This window comes from Prosthecobacter sp., assembly GCF_034366625.1.
Lineage (GTDB): Bacteria > Verrucomicrobiota > Verrucomicrobiia > Verrucomicrobiales > Verrucomicrobiaceae > Prosthecobacter.
In genome coordinates, this window is record NZ_JAXMIH010000022.1 from 31452 (window position 1) to 51743 (window position 20292).

General features: G+C 59.5%; 21 protein-coding genes and 2 tRNA genes. 10 read left to right on the top strand and 13 right to left on the bottom strand.

What is annotated here, in order from left to right:
* Window positions 1-127: 127 nt before the first annotated feature.
* From U1A53_RS20380 to tgt, 5 genes are all read left to right on the top strand, one after another.
* Window positions 128-460, top strand: coding sequence for an iron-sulfur cluster assembly accessory protein (locus tag U1A53_RS20380; protein ID WP_322283703.1), 333 nt, complete (start codon window positions 128-130; stop codon window positions 458-460).
* A gap of 127 nt (window positions 461-587) precedes the next feature.
* Window positions 588-1382 (top strand): hypothetical protein, encoded by a 795-nt coding sequence (locus tag U1A53_RS20385; RefSeq protein WP_322283704.1) that lies wholly within the window; start codon window positions 588-590, stop codon window positions 1380-1382.
* Window positions 1383-1512: 130 nt separating this feature from the next.
* Window positions 1513-2622 (top strand): phosphoribosylglycinamide formyltransferase, encoded by a 1110-nt coding sequence (purN, locus tag U1A53_RS20390; RefSeq protein ID WP_322283705.1) that lies wholly within the window; start codon window positions 1513-1515, stop codon window positions 2620-2622.
* Window positions 2619-4625: a UvrD-helicase domain-containing protein gene (locus U1A53_RS20395; RefSeq protein WP_322283706.1), complete on the top strand. Its 2007-nt coding sequence runs from the start codon at window positions 2619-2621 to the stop codon at window positions 4623-4625. Before purN ends, U1A53_RS20395 begins: the two co-directional genes overlap by 4 nt.
* 27 nt (window positions 4626-4652) lie before the next feature.
* Window positions 4653-6296: a tRNA guanosine(34) transglycosylase Tgt gene (gene tgt / locus U1A53_RS20400; protein WP_322283707.1), complete on the top strand. Its 1644-nt coding sequence runs from the start codon at window positions 4653-4655 to the stop codon at window positions 6294-6296.
* A gap of 326 nt (window positions 6297-6622) precedes the next feature.
* On the opposite strand, the gene U1A53_RS20405 is transcribed toward tgt, so the two are convergent.
* The 4 genes from U1A53_RS20405 to U1A53_RS20420 all read right to left on the bottom strand — a co-directional run bounded on the left by U1A53_RS20405 (window position 6623) and on the right by U1A53_RS20420 (window position 9477).
* Window positions 6623-6880, bottom strand: a complete 258-nt coding sequence (locus tag U1A53_RS20405) for a hypothetical protein (RefSeq protein ID WP_322283708.1) — start codon at window positions 6878-6880, stop codon at window positions 6623-6625.
* A gap of 136 nt (window positions 6881-7016) precedes the next feature.
* The gene (locus tag U1A53_RS20410; RefSeq protein ID WP_322283709.1) at window positions 7017-7211 is read right to left on the bottom strand and encodes a hypothetical protein; all 195 of its coding nucleotides are present in this window, start codon (window positions 7209-7211) and stop codon (window positions 7017-7019) included.
* On the bottom strand, window positions 7208-7735 hold the full coding sequence (locus U1A53_RS20415) for a hypothetical protein (protein ID WP_322283710.1): 528 nt from the start codon (window positions 7733-7735) through the stop codon (window positions 7208-7210). Before U1A53_RS20415 ends, U1A53_RS20410 begins: the two co-directional genes overlap by 4 nt.
* Window positions 7736-7776: 41 nt before the next feature.
* Window positions 7777-9477, bottom strand: coding sequence for a glutamine--tRNA ligase/YqeY domain fusion protein (locus tag U1A53_RS20420; RefSeq protein WP_322283711.1), 1701 nt, complete (start codon window positions 9475-9477; stop codon window positions 7777-7779).
* A 153-nt stretch (window positions 9478-9630) separates the two neighbouring features.
* Between U1A53_RS20420 and U1A53_RS20425 the strand changes: the two genes are divergently transcribed.
* The 4 genes from U1A53_RS20425 (at window position 9631) to hemB (ending at window position 12269) form a co-directional block, all read left to right on the top strand.
* Window positions 9631-10941: a phosphoribosylaminoimidazolesuccinocarboxamide synthase gene (locus tag U1A53_RS20425; RefSeq protein ID WP_322283712.1), complete on the top strand. Its 1311-nt coding sequence runs from the start codon at window positions 9631-9633 to the stop codon at window positions 10939-10941.
* 89 nt (window positions 10942-11030) lie between these two features.
* A tRNA-Asn gene (locus U1A53_RS20430) sits at window positions 11031-11105 on the top strand.
* Window positions 11106-11112: 7 nt separating this feature from the next.
* A tRNA-Met gene (locus tag U1A53_RS20435) sits at window positions 11113-11187 on the top strand.
* Between the two features lie 107 nt (window positions 11188-11294).
* A complete protein-coding gene (gene hemB, locus U1A53_RS20440; RefSeq protein WP_322283713.1) occupies window positions 11295-12269 on the top strand; it encodes a porphobilinogen synthase in 975 nt (324 codons plus the stop codon).
* Window positions 12270-12291: 22 nt separating this feature from the next.
* Here the strand turns inward: hemB and U1A53_RS20445 are convergent, their stop codons facing one another.
* The 6 genes from U1A53_RS20445 to U1A53_RS20470 all read right to left on the bottom strand — a co-directional run bounded on the left by U1A53_RS20445 (window position 12292) and on the right by U1A53_RS20470 (window position 16340).
* The gene (locus U1A53_RS20445; RefSeq protein WP_322283714.1) at window positions 12292-13929 is read right to left on the bottom strand and encodes a glycoside hydrolase family 75 protein; all 1638 of its coding nucleotides are present in this window, start codon (window positions 13927-13929) and stop codon (window positions 12292-12294) included.
* Between the two features lie 46 nt (window positions 13930-13975).
* Window positions 13976-14653: an ABC transporter ATP-binding protein gene (locus tag U1A53_RS20450; protein WP_322283715.1), complete on the bottom strand. Its 678-nt coding sequence runs from the start codon at window positions 14651-14653 to the stop codon at window positions 13976-13978.
* A gap of 39 nt (window positions 14654-14692) precedes the next feature.
* Window positions 14693-15154, bottom strand: coding sequence for a tRNA (cytidine(34)-2'-O)-methyltransferase (locus U1A53_RS20455; RefSeq protein WP_322283716.1), 462 nt, complete (start codon window positions 15152-15154; stop codon window positions 14693-14695).
* A gap of 6 nt (window positions 15155-15160) precedes the next feature.
* Window positions 15161-15664 carry a GtrA family protein gene (locus tag U1A53_RS20460; RefSeq protein WP_322283717.1) on the bottom strand — a complete coding sequence of 168 codons (504 nt, stop codon included), beginning with the start codon at window positions 15662-15664 and terminating at the stop codon, window positions 15161-15163.
* A gap of 79 nt (window positions 15665-15743) precedes the next feature.
* Window positions 15744-16064 (bottom strand): glycine zipper domain-containing protein, encoded by a 321-nt coding sequence (locus U1A53_RS20465; RefSeq protein WP_322283718.1) that lies wholly within the window; start codon window positions 16062-16064, stop codon window positions 15744-15746.
* A gap of 39 nt (window positions 16065-16103) precedes the next feature.
* A complete protein-coding gene (locus U1A53_RS20470) occupies window positions 16104-16340 on the bottom strand; it encodes a glycine zipper domain-containing protein (protein ID WP_322283719.1) in 237 nt (78 codons plus the stop codon).
* Between the two features lie 188 nt (window positions 16341-16528).
* Here U1A53_RS20470 and U1A53_RS20475 point away from each other — a divergent pair, with 188 nt between their 5' ends.
* The gene (locus U1A53_RS20475; protein WP_322283720.1) at window positions 16529-17134 is read left to right on the top strand and encodes a hypothetical protein; all 606 of its coding nucleotides are present in this window, start codon (window positions 16529-16531) and stop codon (window positions 17132-17134) included.
* Between the two features lie 2 nt (window positions 17135-17136).
* On the opposite strand, the gene U1A53_RS20480 is transcribed toward U1A53_RS20475, so the two are convergent.
* The 3 genes from U1A53_RS20480 to menA all read right to left on the bottom strand — a co-directional run bounded on the left by U1A53_RS20480 (window position 17137) and on the right by menA (window position 20264).
* Window positions 17137-18264: an AMP-binding protein gene (locus U1A53_RS20480; protein WP_322283721.1), complete on the bottom strand. Its 1128-nt coding sequence runs from the start codon at window positions 18262-18264 to the stop codon at window positions 17137-17139.
* The gene (locus U1A53_RS20485) at window positions 18249-19211 is read right to left on the bottom strand and encodes an enolase C-terminal domain-like protein (protein ID WP_322283722.1); all 963 of its coding nucleotides are present in this window, start codon (window positions 19209-19211) and stop codon (window positions 18249-18251) included. Before U1A53_RS20485 ends, U1A53_RS20480 begins: the two co-directional genes overlap by 16 nt.
* A gap of 156 nt (window positions 19212-19367) precedes the next feature.
* Complete coding sequence (gene menA / locus U1A53_RS20490) at window positions 19368-20264, bottom strand: 1,4-dihydroxy-2-naphthoate octaprenyltransferase (protein ID WP_322283723.1); 897 nt, start codon at window positions 20262-20264, stop codon at window positions 19368-19370.
* Window positions 20265-20292: the final 28 nt, after the last annotated feature.

The following is a 20292-nucleotide window of genomic DNA, read 5'->3' on the forward strand; positions in this document are numbered from 1 at the left end:
ATAAAGTGCGCGGTAAGAAGCGTAGCTCTGTTGCTTCAAGAAAACGTCACATTGGACGCCGGGTGAGGAATTGCAATCCCCGCCGCCTCAAGCACCGAGACTTTGAAACGCGCCCTTTTTCTCCTTCATGATTTCCCTTACCTCCAGCGCCGTCGAACATCTCAAATCTCTCATTGCGGAGAAAAGCGCTGTCTCCTCCACCGGCCTGCGTCTGCGTGTGGAGAAAGGCGGGTGTGCGGGCATGCAGTATGTGATGGCGCTGGACGAGTCCCGCCCAGATGACGTCGTGCAAACAGAGAACGGCGTCTCAATCATCATCGACCATGAAAGCCTGGGCTATCTGCGTGGGTGTCAGATTGATTACGTCGATTCGCTTTCCGACGCCGGATTCAAGCTCACCAATCCGAACGCCGCGCGAAGCTGTGGCTGTGGCACTTCTTTTGAGCCTCAGACCGCCTAACAACTTGATGACAATTGAAGCAAACTTGTTGCCAACTTATTCACAAAATTTCCTTTTCAAATTCAGCCAATCTTGTAGAATTTGAACAATTCCATTCTATAAAAACTAAAAATTTCGCAATTCTGCCATGCAAATACGATTCTTGAGCGACGGAAATGAGTACCGCTCCTATGGAGGCGGGAGTTTTTCCAAGAAGAAAGACTCCGGTGGTATCTTTTGGTGGACGATCCTGATCACACTGCTGATGGGCTTCGCCACTTTCTGCTGGTTCTTTAGCATCATGGTGTTCGCACACCCTGAAAAGCCGTTCAATTATCGTGTGCTCGCACGCTTCGACAAACTCGATCCGCTGCGCAAGTTTACCAACTACACCGTGCCACAGGGCAAGTTCCTCCCTGCGCGTGACTTGCTCGCTGAGTTCTACGCCTTCTCGGGCGAGCAACTCGCTGTGAAAAATGATCTCCTCAAGCGCTCCTACATTCGCAACTACAAGCAGGAGCAGCCGCTCTATGTCAAAGGTTCCTTCCAGGTGGTCAATGCACGCCCTCTTACCACGAGTGATGTCATCACCGAAGGCTGGGTGGTGCGTGCACGCTCCACGGAAATCGAAGATGTCGATATTGAAATCGTTCTTCCTGGCAACAAGGACGAGGCCGATCCCTACCAGGTGGGAGACACGCTGGTGCTGGATCAGAAGAGCACCTTCGCGGCTGCCCTGCATGTGCAGAAGTTCGACCAGGAGCGCGTTTGTGTGACGCTCATGCCTCTCGCCTATCAAGGCTTTGCCGCCAAGGATGGCAAGCAGTTCCAGATGAAACCTCCCGTAAAGCTCAACATGGACGCCTACTGGCCGCTCACACGCGATCCTGGTGCCGCCGTGCTGGAAAACTCCGCCGACAAGGTGGTGGTAAAACAAGACTGAAGACAATCATCCACGATTTTGCACGAGGCGGAAGGCATTGCCTTCCGCTTTTTGTTGGGTTCGTTTCATCGTCCTGCATTTCGGATCGCTCGTTCCTTGCATCCGTTCAGGTTCACGCCATTAGCAAGGCATGCCTGCCGACTATACACCTGCCACCATTGCCGACGTCCGGCGGCTGCGTGACACCTTGGATCAGCAGGGCAGGAAACTGGTGTTCACCAACGGTTGTTTCGACCTCCTGCACGCAGGACATGTGCGTTATCTTGAGCAGGCGCGTGCTTTGGGCGATGCCATGGTCATTGCTTTGAACTCGGATCAGTCCGTACGCACACTTAAAGGCCCGGACCGTCCGCTCAACCATCAAAATGACCGTGCCGAGGTGCTCTCCGCGTTGCGTGCTGTGGATGCGGTCGTGATCTTCGATGACGAACGCGCCACACTACTCATCGACGCCATCCGCCCGCATGTGTATGCCAAAGGCGGAGATTACACGGTCGATTCCTTGAATCGTGAAGAACGCGCGGCGCTGGAAAACGCAGGAACCCAGATCTGCATCCTGCCTCTGGTTCCCGGCCGCTCCACCACCAGCACGATCAACAAGATGCTCGGCAGTGGCAATGCGGGTGCATGCGAAAGCAAGCTCCGCATCGCCGTCCTTGGTTCTGGTGAAGGCTCCAACCTCCGAGCCATCATCGCTGCGATTCAATCCAGCGCGCTCATTGCCGAAATTGCCATCACGCTCAGTGATCAAGCGGACTCAAACTTCCTCAAGATTGCTCGCGAAGCCGGACTGACAGCCCAGTTCGTCGATGGCGGCCCCAATCCGCGCAGACTGAGTGATGCGGCACAAAAGGAAATCTTTGAGCATCTCGAACGTGCTCGTGTGGATGTCGTCGTGCTCGCTGGTTTTATGCGCATTCTCAAGGAGCCGGTGATCGGTGCTTACCAAGGTCGCATCGTGAACGTCCACCCCTCCTTGTTGCCCAAACACAAAGGCGCGAGCGCTCCGCAACTCGCGATTGACGCCGGCGACAGCGAGACAGGTTGCAGCGTGCATCTCGTCACCTCAGAGATCGATGCAGGGCTCATTCTCGCGCAGGCGAAGGTGCCCGTGCTCTCTGGTGACACCGCCGAGACGTTGCATGCGCGCATTAAAATCGAGGAGCACAAACTCCTGCCTCAAGTGCTGAACGAGTGGCGCGAGCGTGGCCTGCCCGTGCGAGGTGCGGGAGTCCCATGAGCAGTTTCACCGGCACGCTCAATCACCAGCAGCGCGAGGCAGCCACTCACATCCACGGCCCGTTGCTCATTCTCGCTGGCGCAGGAACCGGCAAGACGCGCGTGCTCACCGCGCGCATTAGTTACATGGTGAATGAAGGGATCGATCCGAAAAACATCCTTTCCGTCACCTTCACCAACAAGGCCGCCACTGAAATGCGCGAGCGCGTCAAAGGCATGGTGCGCGACGGCCTTGGCAAAAAAGTCGTTCTTGGCACCTTCCACGCTTTTTGCGCACGCCTACTACGCGAGTTCGCTTCGCACGTCGGCTACAAGAACAATTTCGTCATCTACAGCCAGAGCGAGCAGGAAAGTCTGCTCAAAAAAGTGCTCCAGGGCCTCCTCGTCAAAGACGAGACGCTTGATCCCTCCGCCGCGCTCTCGCGCATCAGCAAATCGAAGAACGACGGCAAAAGCCTCGGCGATCCGCAGCACAGTCTCGATGCCGCCGTCATGGAGAAATACATGGATGAGATGCGCGGCCTGAACGTCATGGACTTCGACGATTTGCTCGTTCTCGGCGTGCGTTTGCTTGAAGATCATGCCGATGTTCGCGCCACCGTGCAGAGCAGGCATCACTACGTCATGGTGGACGAGTTCCAGGACACCAACTCGCTCCAGATGCGCCTGCTGCGCGCGCTGGTTCCCGCGCCTTACAACGTCTGTGTCGTGGGTGATGACGATCAGAGCATCTACGGCTGGCGTGGTGCCGAGATCACCAACATCACCGAGTTCGAAAACTTCTTCCCCAATCCGCATGTCGTGAAGCTGGAGGAGAATTATCGCAGCACCACGGCCATTCTTCACACCGCGAACAGCCTCATCAAAAACAACGCGGGTCGTCGTCCCAAATCACTGTGGAGCCGCAATCCGGGCGCTGAACCCGTGCGCCTCATTGCCACGCAGGATGAAAAGGAGGAGGCCGACATGATCGCGAAAGAGGTCGAAACGGCCCACTTTGCGAACAAGCAATCACTGGAGGATTTCGCCGTGCTCTTCCGCACCAACGACCAGTCACGCGTGTTGGAGCAGGCCTTCCGTCAGCGCAAAATCCCGTACCGCGTCGTTGGTGCGCGCAGTTTCTTTGATCGTCGCGAGGTGAAGGACATCCTTTGCTATCTCTCCGTCCTGCACAATCCGCACGATGACATCAGTCTCTTGCGTGTGTTGAACACACCCACGCGCGGTATTGGCAGCGCCACCGCCGAACTTGCGCGCGAACGCAGCATGGAGAAGCACCACAGCGTCTGGGTCGCCCTCTGTGATGAAGATTTCCTGCGTCAGATCCCCGAGAAGGCACGCAATGCCATCCGCACCTTCACGCGTCTCATCAGCAAGTTCTCCGGCCCGGCTAACACGCAGGGCACCCAGCTCGTGCAGATGGCCGAAGCGCTCATCCTCGAAGTCGGCTACATGGAACACCTCAAAAAGGCCGCCAAGGAGCCCGAAGACTTCGCCGGTTGGGAAAACGGCCTCAAGGAGCTCCTAAAGAGCCTCGCCGGCTACGAAGAACGCAATCGCGCTGGAGGCCTCGGCGGCTTCCTCGATGAAATCAGCCTCAACGACGAACGCGAAGAGAAGGACGACATCGAAAAGAAAAAAGGTGTGTGCTTGATCACCATGCACGCCTCCAAAGGTCTCGAATTTCCCGTCGTTTACCTCCCCGGCGTCGAGCAGGGCATCCTCCCGCACAAGCGCAGCTTTGATGAGGGGCGCGTCGATGAGGAGCGCCGTTTGTTCTACGTCGGCATCACCCGGGCCAAGCAGAAGCTCACGCTCAGTCACACTCGTACGCGCATGAAGTGGGGCCAGAAGCAGACCAGCATGCCCAGCACCTTCCTCAAGGAACTTGACCGCAAATACGTCGAGGAGCTCGATTACACCCGCCACATGAACGAAACCGTGACGCAGGAAGAAAACACCAACTTCTTTTCCGGTCTGCGTGCCATGCTCGCGGAGAAGTAGCGGGTGATCGCGTTGGTGAGATGTCGCATGTCCTCTTCACGTCTCCAGTTTCAGCTCGAAGCCCAGGCCATCGGCTCCAAGGCCCGTGCCGCGACCTTTCGTACGCTGCATGGCGAGATCAAATCGCCGCTGTTCATGCCTGTGGGCACGCAGGCGACGGTGAAGGCGCAGACACCGGAGTCGTTGCATGCCTCGGGCTCGCAGATCCTGCTGGCGAACACGTATCATCTGCTGCTGCGGCCCGGACCGGAGGTGTTTCAGAAGCTGGGCGGCATTCATCGCTTCATGGACTGGCCGGGCTCCGTGCTCACGGACTCCGGCGGCTATCAAATCTTCTCGCTGCCGCATTCGCGGTCGATGACGGAGGAAGGCGCGGTGTTTCAAAGCTATGTGGATGGTAAGCGCATCCTGCTCAGTCCCGAGCTGAGCATCCAGACGCAGCGCGCCATCGGCAGCGACATCATGATGGTGCTCGATCAGTGCATTCCGTCCACGGCCGATGAGAAAACCGCGCGCGCCGCGTTGCAAGTCACGCAACGCTGGGCCGTGCGCAGCCTCGCGGCACGCGAGGACTCGCAGCAGTCGATGTTTGGTATCGTGCAGGGCGCGTTGTATCCGCATCTGCGACGTGAGAGCGCGGAGGGGCTGATGCAGATCGAATTCGACGGCTTCGCCATCGGCGGACTGGCCGTGGGGGAGAAAAAGAACGAGCGTGAGGACGTGTGCGAGCTGACTGCCGCTCTGCTGCCGCAGGATCGCCCGCGCTACCTCATGGGCGTGGGCACGCCGCTGGATGTGCTGGAGGCGGTGCATCGCGGCGTGGACATGTTTGACTGCATCATCCCCACACAGGTGGCGAAGCGCGGCTCCTGCTTCACCTCTCGCGGCATGGTCGAGCTGCGGCGCTCCGTGTACAAATTCAGCGAGGATCGCCTTGATCCCGCCTGCACCTGTCCCGTGTGCGCCAGGCACTCGCGCGCGTATCTGCATCACCTTACCAAGACACAGGAGCCGCTCGGCTGGCAGCTCGTCGGCCAGCACAACATCCACTTCTACCACCAGCTCATGCGCGAGATCCGCCAGAGCATCCTGGAAGATCGCTTCCTGCCGCTCTACCGCGAGAAGCGCGAGATTCTGTCCATCGAGGACATCGATCACCCCGTCAGCCATCCGAAACGCAACGCCTCCAAGCCGAGGCACGCGGGCGACTACGAGCTGCATGGCGATCCACCCGCCATCCGCCACATCAGTTCCGGCCGCACGATCTCCACGACGGTTCAAATCGATCCAGCGCGTGAATCACAGCTCATCCAGCTCCTGCGCCAGCCGGCGGATGCGCCGCCGCTGATCGTCTGGGACATGGACATCGGTGCCGCTGCCGCTGCGATGTCCGTCATCCTCACCTATGAAGCCGAGGCCGCCAAAGGCCCCGTGCGTCCGCTGCACCTCGTCAGCTTCACCGACGATCTCGCGCCCCTCCGCCTTGCCCTCAGCCACAAACGCCACTTCCCCTACCTGCGCCACGGTGCCGCCGACACGCTGGCGCTTCGTGGTGCGTGGGAGTCACGCTACTGCATCGGCTTGAAGTGGACTTTGGTGAATGGCTGCGGCGAAGACATGCGCGCGCAGGCTCCAGGCCCGCCGGAGGTGGTGTTGGGAGAAATGAAGTAGCGCGGTCAAAGCAGTCAATTTCGTCGAAGATGGAGAACCACCGGGTTTCAAACCCAAAGGGTTTGCGCCATACAGCCCAAGGGTGCCGAGCCTTGGCGAGGCTCCCTTGGGAACATCGAGACGAATTCCCTTCCAGATCATCGGACCACAACGTGGTCCCGTCAGGCTCGGCGTTGTCACAAGACCATTCGAGTGCCGGAACCTCGTTGAGGTTCATGAACAGAAGAAACGCACTTGCTAAGGCTCGGCACCCTGGGGCTGCAAGCCGGAAGGCCCTTGGCCTTCAATTCTACCCTTCGCTCTTAGCCCTCCGCCCCATGCTTGCTTCACTTGCTGACATCAATGTCATGCGTCTTCACCGGCGGCTTGGCGTCCTCGCCCTTGCGGCGGAAGAGATGGCCGACATTGAGGCCGAAGTAGGCCAGGCAGTTGATCAGCAGACCCGTGGCCGCCGCTTCATCCAGATTGCCAAAGATCGGGATGTTGTCAGGAATGAACTCCGCCACCCCAAAGCCGATGTTCAGCAAATACATGGCCGAGATGATGCCGGAGGCAAGCACCAGAAGATCGCGAATCAGTTTCATGGGAAGTTTGTGGGGGAATATGGGGCAGTCTGCACACGCTTCTCGCGTTGTCTCACAAAGTTCACGCCTTCATGCACTGGCTGACGTGCCATCGGGCCAACCTGCGGAGTTAGAATCCCATGAGAGCGATCCGATCTTATCGACTTGTGACATGGAAAGCCGTAGCTTCTTCTTGAACCACCGCGCTCGAAGAAAGACGGGGGCCGCGCAGGCTGAGTTCCCGTTCACGCATGGCATCAAGCATGCGGAGCTTTTCACCGATGGAGCGTGCGGCCAGATCACGCCGGAAGGCGCGCTTGCTGTCGAGAATCTTGGTGAGATCGAAGCTCATGGGGTGTCGTTGAGGAATAGTCGCTCAAACTTCTGCCATGCGTCAACGAGCTTGTGACGAGCCAGTATTCTCTGGAAGCGAGCGGCATCGAGAGAGCCGTTCTCGACAAACTGAAGCAGGCGGGCTTTGTCTTTGGCACGCCCAACCTGAAGTGTGATGGCGGCTAGATGCTCGGCGGTGAAAACCAAGGCCGGAATGCCTTCCACATCTTTGGTGACAGCCTCCAGCAAGGCTTCTTCGACCAAGGAAGTGCCGGGAGGCAGAAACTGTACGGGCCAGCCTGCGATCATGACATACTCACCTTCCATGAAGCAGCCGCGCGCACGGAGATAATCGAAGATGGGTTGCGGACTGATGAGAAAAGAGCCGGGCTGAGGGCGAAAGCTGACAAAGATGTCCACATCCAGCGTCGCCACAGGCTCCAGATAAAACGTCGCACCCACTGCACCACCGATGGCATAGCGCTCGATGATGCCATCCGCCTGCATCTGATTGATGGTGGCGATCACTTCCTGAATCTTCATGGCGGTGAGATGGTAATCGCTCCTGTTACGGCGCAACAGGATTACTTTTTCACCCAACCATCCTTCAGCGTCACCGTGCGGTTAAACACGGGCGCACCGGGCTTCGAATCAATCGGGTCGGCGTAAAAATAAGCGACGCGTTCGAACTGCCAGTGGGTGCCGGGGGCGGCGTCTTTGAGGCTCGGTTCGAGTTTGGCGGTCTCGATTACTTCGAGGGAGGCGGCGTTGAGGAACTGGGTGAAGTCGCCGTCTTCGCCGGCATCGGCGTCCGGGGTTTCGACGGTGAAGAGGCGGTCATACAAGCGCACGGGGGCGTCGATGGCATGACGGGCGCTGACCCAGTGGATGATGCCTTTGGGCTTGGTGCGGCCTTCAGGCTTTTTGCCGTGGCGCGTGGCGTCGTCGTAGGTGCAGCGGAGTTCGATGACGTTTCCGGCATCATCCTTGATGACTTCCTGGCAGATGATGCAGAAGGCGAACTTGAGGCGCACCTCACCGCCGGGCTTAAGGCGATGGAAGCCCTCGGAGGGGAATTCCATGAAGTCGTCGGACTCGATGTAAAGCTCGCGGCAGAGCGGCACTTGGCGTGTGCCGGCGGCGGGGTCTTCGGGATGGTTGGCGGCTTCAAAATGCTCGACCTGATCCTCGGGATAATTGGTGAGGACGACTTTGATGGGGCGCAGCACGCCGTAGGCGCGGTGGGAAATTTTGTTCAAATCTTCGCGGATGGCATGCTCCAGCAGGGCGATCTCGGTGAGGGAGTTGAACTTGGTGAGGCCGATGGTTTTGCAGAAGCTGCGAATGGCGGCGGCGGTGATGCCGCGACGGCGCAGGCCGCTGATGGTGGGCATGCGCGGGTCATCCCAACCGTTGACGAGGTCTTCTTTGACGAGGCGGAGCAGCTTGCGCTTGCTCATCACGGTGTAGGTGAGGTTCAGGCGGGCAAACTCGCGCTGATACGGCTGGCCGGGCAGGCCATCGACGTTGTTGATGAGCCACTCGTACAGCGGGCGGTGAATCTCGAACTCGAGCGTGCAAAGGCTGTGCGTGATGGACTCCAGCGCATCGCTGAGCGGATGCGCGTAGTCATACATGGGGTAGATGCACCATGCGTCGCCGGTGCGGTGATGATGCGCGTGCAGGATGCGGTAGAGGGCCGGATCGCGCATGTGCATGTTCACCGATGCCATGTCGATCTTCGCGCGCAGCACCTTTTCACCTTCTTTGAACTCTCCTGCCCGCATGCGGCGGAAGAGATCGAGATTCTCCTCGACGCTGCGCTCGGCGTAAACGCTGCGCGTGCCGGGCGTGGTCAGCGTGCCGCGATTGAGACGCATCTCCTCTTGCGTCTGGTCGTCCACATAGGCGAGGCCCTTGGTGATGAGCTGCTCGGCGAATTGATAGAGCTGCTCGAAGTAGTCGCTGGCGTAGAAAAGGTGCGTGCCCCAGTCGAAGCCGAGCCATTTCACGTCGGCCATGATGCTATCGACGTACTCGACTTCTTCCTTGGTGGGATTGGTGTCGTCAAAGCGCAGGTGGCAGCGCGAATTGGGCGCGTGCTCCTGCGCGAGGCCGAAATTGAGGCAGATGCTCTTGGCGTGGCCGATGTGGAGGTAGCCGTTCGGCTCTGGCGGGAAACGGGTGACGACCTGGCCGCCGTTGCGACCGGCTACGAGGTCGGCAGCGATCATTTCACGGATGAAATCGAGGGAGGCGGGAGGTGAGGCGGCGGCTTCGGACATGGAGGGCGGAGTTTCCGCACATGCGAGAGGGAGTCAAGGAAGGTGACACAGGCAGCCTGCCTGTGGTTTGGGCTGAGCGGGCTGAACAGGCTGGCAGCCTGTGTCACGTTCGCAGTTGCACGGGGGCGGAATCCGTTGTTTTTCAGGCCAACCATGTCCCACCCTGCCCCAGCGCCCACGCACCTTGATCTCTCAAAACTCGGCGAGCCTGTCTATCGCGGCTCCGTGCAGAATCTTTACGCCGTGCCAGATCATCCGGGCTTCGTGGTCTGCGAAACAACGCCTGCGGGCTCCGTGTTCGATGTGGGCTCGATCTTCAACATCGAGGGCAATGATCTGAACCGCGCCATCTTCCGCCACGCGATGTATTCGCGTCTCGGCAAGCCGGAGACGTGGCAGCGGGTGAAGGCGGCGATTGAAAAGGCCCCCATGGACGAATCGTGGCGCAAGGAACTGCTCAGTGGCCCGATGGAGACGATGCTGGAGCGCGGCGCGCACACACATCATCTCGGCATGGTGGATGGGAAGACGGGCGAGATCGTGTGCGAGGGCATGCCGGTGAATCCGAGCTGTTACAACGTCGTGCGCCGCTTCCCCGTGATGCATCCGCCGCAGCGCAATCTGCTGGGCACGCATGTGTTTGATTACGCGCAGTTTCACCAGAGCGCGACGTATGTGGTGCCGCTGGAATACATCGTGCGCTTCGGCGTGACGAGCGGCTCGTCCATTTTGAAAAAGTATCAGAGCCTCAGCGACTCTGCGAAGCGCGGCTACGAGCAGGAACTCGGCCTCTCGAAGCCGATGGGCGTGTGGGAGATGCTGGAGCGGCCGATTTACGACCTGACGAGCAAGTACGAGCCGGAAGACCGTGCCGTGAGCAAGCAGGAGGCGCTCATGATGTCCGGCCTGAGCAGCGAGGATTTCCTGCACACGGTCAAACTGGCCATCCTCGGCGGCTGGGCCGTGCGCGAGCTGCTGGAGAGCGCGGGGCTGCTGCTGTGGGATCTGAAGTGGGAATTTGCCGTGGATCGCGAGGAACTGCTGTTTGTGGATACCATCGACGCCGATTCCTTCCGTGGCACCACCTTCCTTGATGTGGAAGGCCGTAAGCTGGTGATTCACTACAACAAGCAGGCGATGCGCGACTATTACCGCCTCGTGCATCCCGACTGGTATGCGGGGATCAACGAAGCGAAGGCACAGGCTCAGAAGATCGGCACGCCGTTCAAGCAAGTGCTCAAGGCCGGCCAGGTCGAAGGCAAGTGGCCACAAACGCCGGTGGTGGACGCCGCCTTCCTCGATTTGCAGGCCCGCAAGACCGCGCTGATTCGCCAACACGTCGCGTCAGAACGCGATGCGGCGGCCATCCGCGCCGATTTGCAGGCCACAAGCGAGGCGGAGGTCGAATTCTACCGGGGCAGGGGACTGCTGACGGCGCTTTTGCAGGCAAACGCAGTGGGGTGAATGACTTCCGGCGCAGGCCGACAAAATGCTTGCGTGATGGAAGGGAGGGTTTACAGATTGCGCCCCTTTCTTCGGAACGGGAACGTGATTCCTGAGTAGCTCAGCGGTAGAGCGGGTGGCTGTTAACCACTAGGTCGTAGGTTCGAACCCTACCTCAGGAGCCATCGCAACGGCAGAGTAGCTCAGGGGTAGAGCAGAGGACTCATAAGCCTTTGGTCGGGAGTTCAAATCTCCCCTCTGCCACCACGATGGAAACCAGCGTGGGTGGCGATCAGCGATGACGACGAGGCCCGTTTCGACCGCATGATTCGCCGTTTGCCCTTCGTCAGGCTCTCCGCCTATATTCTCCGCCGATGAACCTGTCCATCCGCCCTCGCCGAAACCGCCAGTCTGCATCCATCCGTGATCTTGTGCGCGAGACGGAGCTGACGCCGGGGCATTTGATCTATCCGTTGTTCCTTCAGGAGGGGAAGGAGAACACGCCCATCGCTTCGATGCCGGGCTGCACGCGCTGGAGCATTGAGGGATTGGTGAAAGAGGCGGGCGAGGCGCATGCGCTCGGTGTGCCTGCGGTGGTATTGTTCCCGCGCATTCCTGACGAACTCAAAACACGGGGCGCGGAGGCGTGCCATGCGGATGACGGGCTGGTGCCGCGTGCAATTCGTGCTTTGAACGCGGCGCATCCCACCCTGACGGTGATCACCGATGTGGCGCTTGATCCTTACAACAGCGACGGTCATGACGGCCTCGTGACGGATGACGGACGCATCCTGAATGACGAAACCGTGGCCGTGCTGTGCCAGCAGGCGCTTTGCCATGCGCGGGCAGGGGCAGACATCGTGGCTCCAAGTGACATGATGGATGGGCGCGTGGCCGCGATCCGCTCCGCGCTTGATGCCGCCGGTTTCCAAGCCGTCTCGATCATGAGCTACACAGCGAAGTATGCCAGCGCCTACTACGGGCCGTTTCGCGGAGCGTTGGATTCCGCACCGAAGGCTGGGGACAAGAAAACATATCAAATGGACCCCGCCAATGTGCGTGAAGCACTGCGCGAGGCCGCTCTCGACGAGGCGGAAGGCGCGGACATCCTCATGGTGAAGCCGGCGGGTCCGTATCTCGACATCATCGCGAAACTCCGCGCCGCCACCATGCTGCCGATCGCGGCTTATCAGGTGAGCGGCGAGTATCTGATGATCAAAGCCGGTGCAGCAGGTGGTTGGATCGACGAAACGAAGATCGTGAACGAATCGCTCATCGGAATCCGCCGTGCGGGCGCGGACATGATCCTGACGTATTTTGCCAAGCAGTGGGCGGCAGGCTGGAAGTAGTGAGGCGGAAGCTTCTTTGAGCTTACTTTTTCTTTGTCTCCTTCGACTTGGTGCCACTTGATTTGGTGGGAGCAGCTTTGGTAGTTGCCTTGGCTTCGCCCGATTTTGATGTCGCGGGAACAGTTGGATCCGGTGTTGCAGAAGGTGTGATTGGTGTGGCGGGAACAGTTGTGCCGGGTGTAACTGCGGGAGCGGTTGTTGGCGTGCTGGTCGGGCTAGTTCCATCTGCCGGAGCCGTCGCAGGCGGTTCAGGCTTCTTGAACGGGTCTTCCCAGGTGTGCAGCACGTAGCCGGAGCCGATGCCGCCGACTTCGCCGAGCAAGGTCTGGCATTTCTCCCGCCACTTCGCGAGATCGGGGGCGGAGCGTTCTTTTTCGGCGGTGCCGGGGAAGATCAGGTAGGTGACCTTGAGATCACTCTCTGGCCGGATGTATGGCGTGGCCTTGGGATTGACGGTTTTGGCCATGAGGAGCGAGGCCTCGCCCATTTTGAAGCTGGGACCGTAGTCGCCGCAGATGGCGGGGTAAATCCGGCCTTCGTGAATGACGGCGGCGTAGTCGCCGATCTGCGGTGTGAATTTGTTTTGATCGCCGTAGCCGCGGAAGAGCAGGGAAATGACGACGAAGGGATCTTTTTCGGCGATGAGACTGCTGCGGGCCTTCATCTCGCTGATTTCGACTTTGAGTGTGCTGATGATGGCGCTGAGTTCGCGGTTGCGCGCGGAGGAGAGACCTTTGAGGGCGAATTCATCCTGTGCTTTTTTCAAGCGTTCCTCCCACTTGGCGAGGAGAGGATTGGGGTTCTTGGTGGTCTTGGCCCAGGCGTAGCTGGTGAAGGGCTGGTAGTAGTCGGAGAGGTAGATGTATTCGGAGAGCGTCGGCATGCGGTCGCCATCAGAGCCGTCGGCGACGACGTCCATCTCGGACTGGATGAGCAAAGTGCGGCGCTGCGTGGTGGGGTGGGTCAATTCGAGGATGGTCTCGGTGTCGTAGTAGTTGTGGCGGTCGAGGATTTTGTTGAGGCGCGTGAGGTCGTTCTGCACACGGCTGGTTTTGTTTTCGTAGAGCTTGTGGTAGAAGCCGGAGACTTTCGCCGCAGGCAGCATGGCATCGAGTCCGGGCAGGATGGCGGGGAGGTGCTTGTTGATGCGGCTGAGTTCGACCATCGTCTGGTTCGCCTTCGGCACGCGGATGCTGAGCTGGAACTCGGCCTTGTAGGACTCGGGGTCGAGGCGCTCGAGGCTGGCAAAGCTGCCCTGCTCGGTGAGCAGGTTGGTTTTGACGGTGATGCCGTTGAAGAGCGTGGCGACGTCGATGTCTTTGCGCGAGATGTATTTGTCGGGCAGGGGAGGGTGGACCTCCTTGATGACTTCTTTGGTCACTTCTTTGACGACAGGCACTTCTTTGATCACATCACGAGTCACGTCGCGGGTGATGATGCGTTCCTTGGTACTACGGGCGGATTCGACGATGTCCTGGATGCCCTTTTTGATCTTGCTGGCAAAGGGCGTGAAAGGCAGCAGCAGGCCTGTGAGGATGATCAGCAGCAGCAGCAAGCGGGCGAACGAGCTGAAACAGCCCCGTTTGGGCTGCTGCCGCCATTGGGAGGGCGGGGGATTGTTGTCCGTTTCAGCGGAGGTGTGGGAGGGTTCCGAAGACATGCGCGAGGCGGGAGTTTAACAGCTTTTCGGCGGAATGGCCAGCGCGTCATCCTTCCTCCAGCCGGCCTTCTTTGAGAATGAGACGACGGTCACCGCGTTTCGCCAGTGTTTGATCGTGTGTGACGACAATGAGGGTTTTTTTCGCCTCATCGACGACCTGCATGAGCATGTCGATGACGCCGGAGCCGGTGGTGGCGTCGAGGTTACCCGTGGGTTCGTCGGCGTAGATGATGCCGGGGTTGTTGATGAGCGCCCGGGCGATGGCCACACGCTGCTGCTCGCCGCCGGAAAGCTCGGTGGGAAGATGCTGCAGGCGTTCGCTGAGGCCTACCTTGTCCAGCAACTCGCGGGCACGCGCCTCGGCTTTTTTGCCGCCAATCATGGAGGGCAGAACGACATTTTCGAGAGCCGTGAGCTCCGGCAGCAGAAAGTAATGCTGAAAAACGAAGCCCATGACCTTGTTGCGTGTGCGGGCACGTTCGGCGGCGGCGGCTTGATAAAGCGAACGGCCATGCACGAGCACATCGCCGGAGGTGGGCTGCTCCAGGCCGCCGAGGACGTAGAGCAGGGTTGTTTTTCCAGCACCGGACTGGCCGCAGAGGAAGACCTTCTCGCCTGCGGCAACTTCCACATTCACGCCACGCAGCACCGGCAGGTCATGACCAGCGAGGTGATAGGTGCGGTGCACATCGTGTGCGGCGAGTGGGGCGGCTTCCTGGCTCATGAAATGGGTGCGCGCATGCTCCGCAGATGCCACGCGGCGTCAAGGTGTGATGCCCGTCTGCCTGCGTTGTCTCAGCGCCTCATACATCACGATTCCGGCCGCTGTCGCCAGGTTCAGGCTGCGAGTTCCCCGCATCGGAATGCGCAGGCAGTGCTCTTTTTCGATCACCGAAGGTGGAATGCCGCGCGTTTCAGGACCGAAGACGAGATAGACCTCGCGTGAGGTGAGATCGGCATCCCAGTGTTTTTTTTCACCCTGGCATTCGATGAAATAGAAGGCGGCATCCTCAGGTGCATCCGAGCGCAGATCGTCCCAAGTGTCCCACACACGAACGTCCACTTCCTGCCAGTAATCGAGCCCCGCCCGCTTCAACTGCCGGTCATCCAGGCTGAAGCCCAGCGGTTTGATCAAATGCAACCGCGCTCCCGTGGCAAGGCACAGGCGGCCGATGGCCCCGGTGTTGTGCGGGATCTCGGGCTGAAACAGAACGACGTGCAGCATGCGGCCTCAGCCTTTGAAAACGAAGAATTTCCGGCAGACATAGTTCACCATCACCGAGGAAGTGATCATCAGGAGCTGTGCCAGCAGAGTGTGAATGCCATACATCTGGATGAGCATGGGGCCGACAGCCAGGCCGATCACAAACCCCAGAGTGCTGACGAGTGTGAAGTAGAAAAACTCCAACACCCGGTGATGCCGCCCTGGTGTGAAGACCCACAGTGAATTCGTGACATAGGCAAAAATGTTTCCAAAAAAGAAGGAGATCAGGTTGTTGTAGGTGCTGTGAAGCGCGCGCACTTCCTTGGGCAGGTCCGGGTCCAATGCCGGCCACACCCACACGGACAGCGACAGCCAGATGCTCTGTCCTACGATCAGAGAACCGACGCCGCAGATGCCGTACTTCATGAACTGGATCAACGGGTGCGTGTCCCGCGCATTCATGCGCGCAAGGATGGTGCGCCAGTCGTTTTCTCGGAAGAAGCGTCGCGTGTCAGTCAGGCTGGGGATCATGTGGGAAAATTACCTGCAAAACAAAAAGCCTGTCCAACGAAGACTTCGTTGAACAGGCTTTCAGAAGGATGTTTGCGGCCTAGTAGTAGCGGTAGTTGCCGTACTTGTCGTAGTAGCCCTGCTGCTGCTGGGGATGCCAGCGACCGTTGCGGTCATAATATCCCTGCTGTCCCTGGGCGTTACGCTGGTCCTTGGAGTTGCCAATGGCGTTGCCGCCGAGAGCACCGAGGCCGGCACCGATCGCCGCCCCTTCGAGGCCGCGCCCACTTTGATTGCCAATGATGCCGCCGACTGCGGCACCGCCGAGCGCGCCGATCACAGAGCCGGTCTGTGCGTTAGGTCCAGTGGCGCAGGAAACCAAGGACACGGCGGAGAGGAGTGTGAGGATGGTCTTTTTCATAATGTCTGATGGATTGATGGGTTGATGAGAGTGGTGGGATCAATAGTAACGACGCTGGCGATCTTTGGAATTGCCGATGGCCGCGCCACCGGCCGCACCGACGGCACCGCCGATCAGGGCACCTTCGAGTCCGCGGCCGCTTTGGCTGCCAATGATGCCGCCGACGGCTGCGCCACCGAGACCGCCGATGACGGCGCCCTTTTGAGTGGATGGGCCCATGTTTTCACAGGAGGACAATGTGACGGCGGTGAGAATGGAGATGAGGATGTGTTTCATAAGATCAAGCGGATTGCTTTGTCGTAGAATACGACCGGTTTGTTCACAAAGGAAAGAAAAAACATGAGGCCTCTCCTGGGCTTGGCTGGCTAATGCGTGTCATTCCTGTGGTGGGTTTCTTTATTTGACGCGCATTCTGCCAGCGGTTACAAACCCTGCCGCCCTCCGACTCCAAATTTATTATGCAAGTGCGTTTCTTTCTTCGCTGCTTCTTCGCCGTCTCTTTCCTGTGCCTCACCACTTTTTCCGTCCAAGCGGAGCAGTTGTCGCTCGACCACCCCTGTGCTGCCTTGGTGAAAAAATATCTCACTGCCGTCGTGCAGCAGGACTGGAAGATCGCGTCCCAGATGCTCGTGCCCACTTCGCTGGAGCGTCGGCAGCGCGAGACCGTGCAGATCATCAAATCGGCCCCCACCATGACCGATGAGGAGACGATGCTCGCCGGCTACAATGTCAAAGGCGTGGGTGAGCTGGAGAAGATGACGCCGCAGGAGTTTTACCAGGTGGACCGCGAAGCCTGGCATAAAAAGCTCAAGCTCACGCCCGAAGCCACGAAGCGGAAACAGGAGACGCTCAAAGTCGTCGTTCTCGGTCTCGTTGAAGAAAAGGACAAGGGCTACGTCCACGCCACCGTGCGCACCTCGCAGGAGACGCTCACCGACAAGATTGAAGAGCTGTTTCTCATCTCCTTCGTTCCAGACCCCGCCAATCCGAAGGGCTACCTCATTTCTCCCGAGATGAAGGACCGCCCCGTCATCACACCGCTGGATGGTTCCGCCCCGAAGGCGAAATAAGCTCAAAGCTGACGCCGCAGTTCCTCCAGCAGCGGTTTGCCCAGATCACTGCGGGGAATCAAATCCACCCGGCGCACATCCTCCACACGCTCAAACGGCCTCAACGTCTCGTTGAGGCCTTTTTGCAGCCGTCCGGCGTCGCTTCCGCTCATGCCGCTCACCACAAGCACCAGCCGTGCCTCCTTGCGCGCATCTGGCACGTCACAGACCGCTGCATCGTCCGCGTGCAGCCCCATTTCGAGCCGCAGCACCTCGACCCGCTCCTGAATCGGCCCCAGGGCCACCAACTCGCCCAAAATCTTCACCGTGTTCGTCTCACGGTCCACAAAGCGCAAAAATTGCCGCGCGTCGTCCTGCCACAAATGCACGCGATCCCGCGTGCGCAGGCCGGTTTCCGCTGAAATTGGCTCCCAGCACCATTGTTCAGCCTCCAGCACCGCATAGCCCTTCGCCAGCGCCTCGCCGCGCACCGTAAGCACGCCTGCATCATCCGTGCTCAATTCCCAAATCGGCAGCACCTCCATTTCGCCGTCTTCCGTCGTCTGCGACGCCACCTGTGAGGCAGTTTCCGTCATCCCATACGTCCGGCGTACCGGCCAGCCGAGTTTCAACGCCGCCAGTTCCACGTCACGGCTCATTGCCCCGCCACCAACCATCACCACGCGTATCGACTCCGGCGCGCTCAACTTCGCCGCCACCAGATCAAACACCTGCGTTGGCACCAGTGAAGCCAAAGTCGCTTCCACCTCCTTGCATCGCCGTGCAAACTCAGCCGCATCCCATTTCCCCTCCAGCTTCGTCACCCGGCTCCCGCTCACAAACGAGCGTGCCAGCACGCCAAAGCCGCCCACATGATGAATGGGCAGTGCCAGCAACCAGTGATCACGCTCCGTGATGTCAAAATGCGCACTTACCGCCCGGGCAGAGATGAGCATTGACTCCTTCGTCAGTCCCACCCACTTGCGTATGCCCTCCGAGCCGCTTGTTTGGAAGAAGCACCAGTCTTTTGCCTGCAACTGGTGAGATGCGAAGTCTGCCAGCGTGCTGCCCTCCTCGCAGTCCTCTGGTTGAGCGACCCACACGCCTCCATCACTCCAAAACTCCGGTTTGAGAATCAAAGACGTCTCCATGGCAGGCCCTCCAGGACTTCGCCAAATCCCAAGCCGCCGCCACTGCGGTCCGCCTCCAAAAAGCCACCGTTTGAACGCACCCGCTCAAAGAACTCGTCCTTCTCGAACAAATGCTCCGTGCAGAGCCCGCAAAAATCCACCGCCTGGCCCTCGGACAGCGCCACCGCCGCCTCGTAGGCCGCAAACATCTGCCCCAGCGCATGATCCATGGCCGAAGTCAGCACCAGCGGCCTTTCGGGATGCGCTTGCGCCACCACACGCCAGTCACGCCGCGCCGGCTTCACCACCACCGCATCAAAGCCATGCGTTCCGTTCTTCCAGCCCTTGTCGAGCGCCAGTTTCACACCCCAGCGTTGTCGCACGGCCTCCCAGGTCTCCGCATCATACGGAAACGGATCCTCCACGAAATCCAAGGCGCGATACACTCGCAGCGGCATGAACTCGATGAACTTCTCGAAGGTCAGCCGATCCAGCACGCCGTTGAAATCCACTCGCAGTCGAACACCCTGCGCCTCTAACCGCTTCGCACAGCCTTCCAGGAAGCGAATCGTCTCGCCATAATTGGCAAAGCCCTTCGCCTTGATCGCCGGCCAGCCTTCCGCCATCACGCGCTCCATCTGCGGCTCCGTGTCCGTGGCAAAACTCCAGGAGTAATGGCTGCGCGGAATTTCCAATCCTTCAAACAAGCTCACACGCGCACGTCGCGCCGCTCCGTCGATCTCCGCGCAGCGCAGCGCCATCGCTGTCACCGGTGTTGTCACACCTTCCGCCAGCAGTCGAAGCTGCTCCTCCACCGGCACGTCACCAAACTCCGGCCACGGATGCACGCAGCCGAATCCGTCATTCACCCGGATCAATGCCCCCGCAAACACCCGCCGCTGCGATGCCGCATTCAGTGCCACGCCGCTGCGCAGCAGGTATTCGTGAACGTAAATTGGCGATTCCATCTTCGATACTCCCATCATCTCGCAACTCGTTCAACGACTCACTACATGCTGCAATCCACCTCTTCCTCCTACTCCTCCTCTTACTCCCTTCCAAATGTCCCACCGCCTGCGCTTCAGGGAGTAGGTGGAGGAGTAAGATTAGGAGAAAGATGCCGCTTACGGCATCACATCCTTTGCTTTCACGATGCCCCAGCAGAGCAGCGCTGCAAACGCGAGCAATTGCATGCCGCTCAGCGCCAGCAGCCGGTTGTGGCCCGGGTTTGGCGGTTCTGCGATCGCACGCCAGGCCACATACAAACCAATCGGCAGTGTCGCCAGCGGCAGCGTGAAGGCACGCTCCCAGCCCTGTGTGAACCAGAAAATCCCCGCCGTATGCGCCGCGACGATCAGCAGCACGATCTCCGCCCTCGCAAATCCCACACCCAGCCGCACCGCCAGCGTTTTTTTGTTCGTCTGCCGGTCCTCATTCACATCGCGTAGGTTGTTGATGGCGATCAAGACGGTGCTCAGGCAGCCAATTTGAAAGCCTGCGACCACGGCTGCTTCATACCATTCGCCCGTCTGCACGAAGGCCGTGCCCGTCACCGCCACGAAGCCGAAAAACAGGATCACAAACAGCTCTCCCAGCCCGCGATACGCCAGCGGTACCGGTCCGCCCGTGTAACCAAAGCAAAAATACAACGATGGAATGCCGATGATCAGAATCGGCCAGCCGCGTGCTTCAAACAGCGGCACGGCCAGCAGCGTCGCCACCATCAGCATCAGCCACGCCGCGATTTTCACCGTGCCTGCATCCGCACGTCCCGCCGCCGTGATGCGTCTCGGGCCGATTCGCGCCTGCGTGTCGGCTCCTTTGATCGAATCCAGCGCGTCATTGAAAAAGTTCGTCGCGATCTGCAGTGCCCCGCAACTCCCCAGCGTGCAAGCCGCCAGCCACCAATCCAGCTTTCCGCCAATCTTCTCAGCCAGCGCACAACCGACGGCGACGGGCGCGATGGCCGCCCCGAGCGTTTTCGGGCGTGCGGCGGCGATCCAGTCGAAGAGTGAGGCCATGTGGGAAATGTAGAGCCGAGTGAAACGA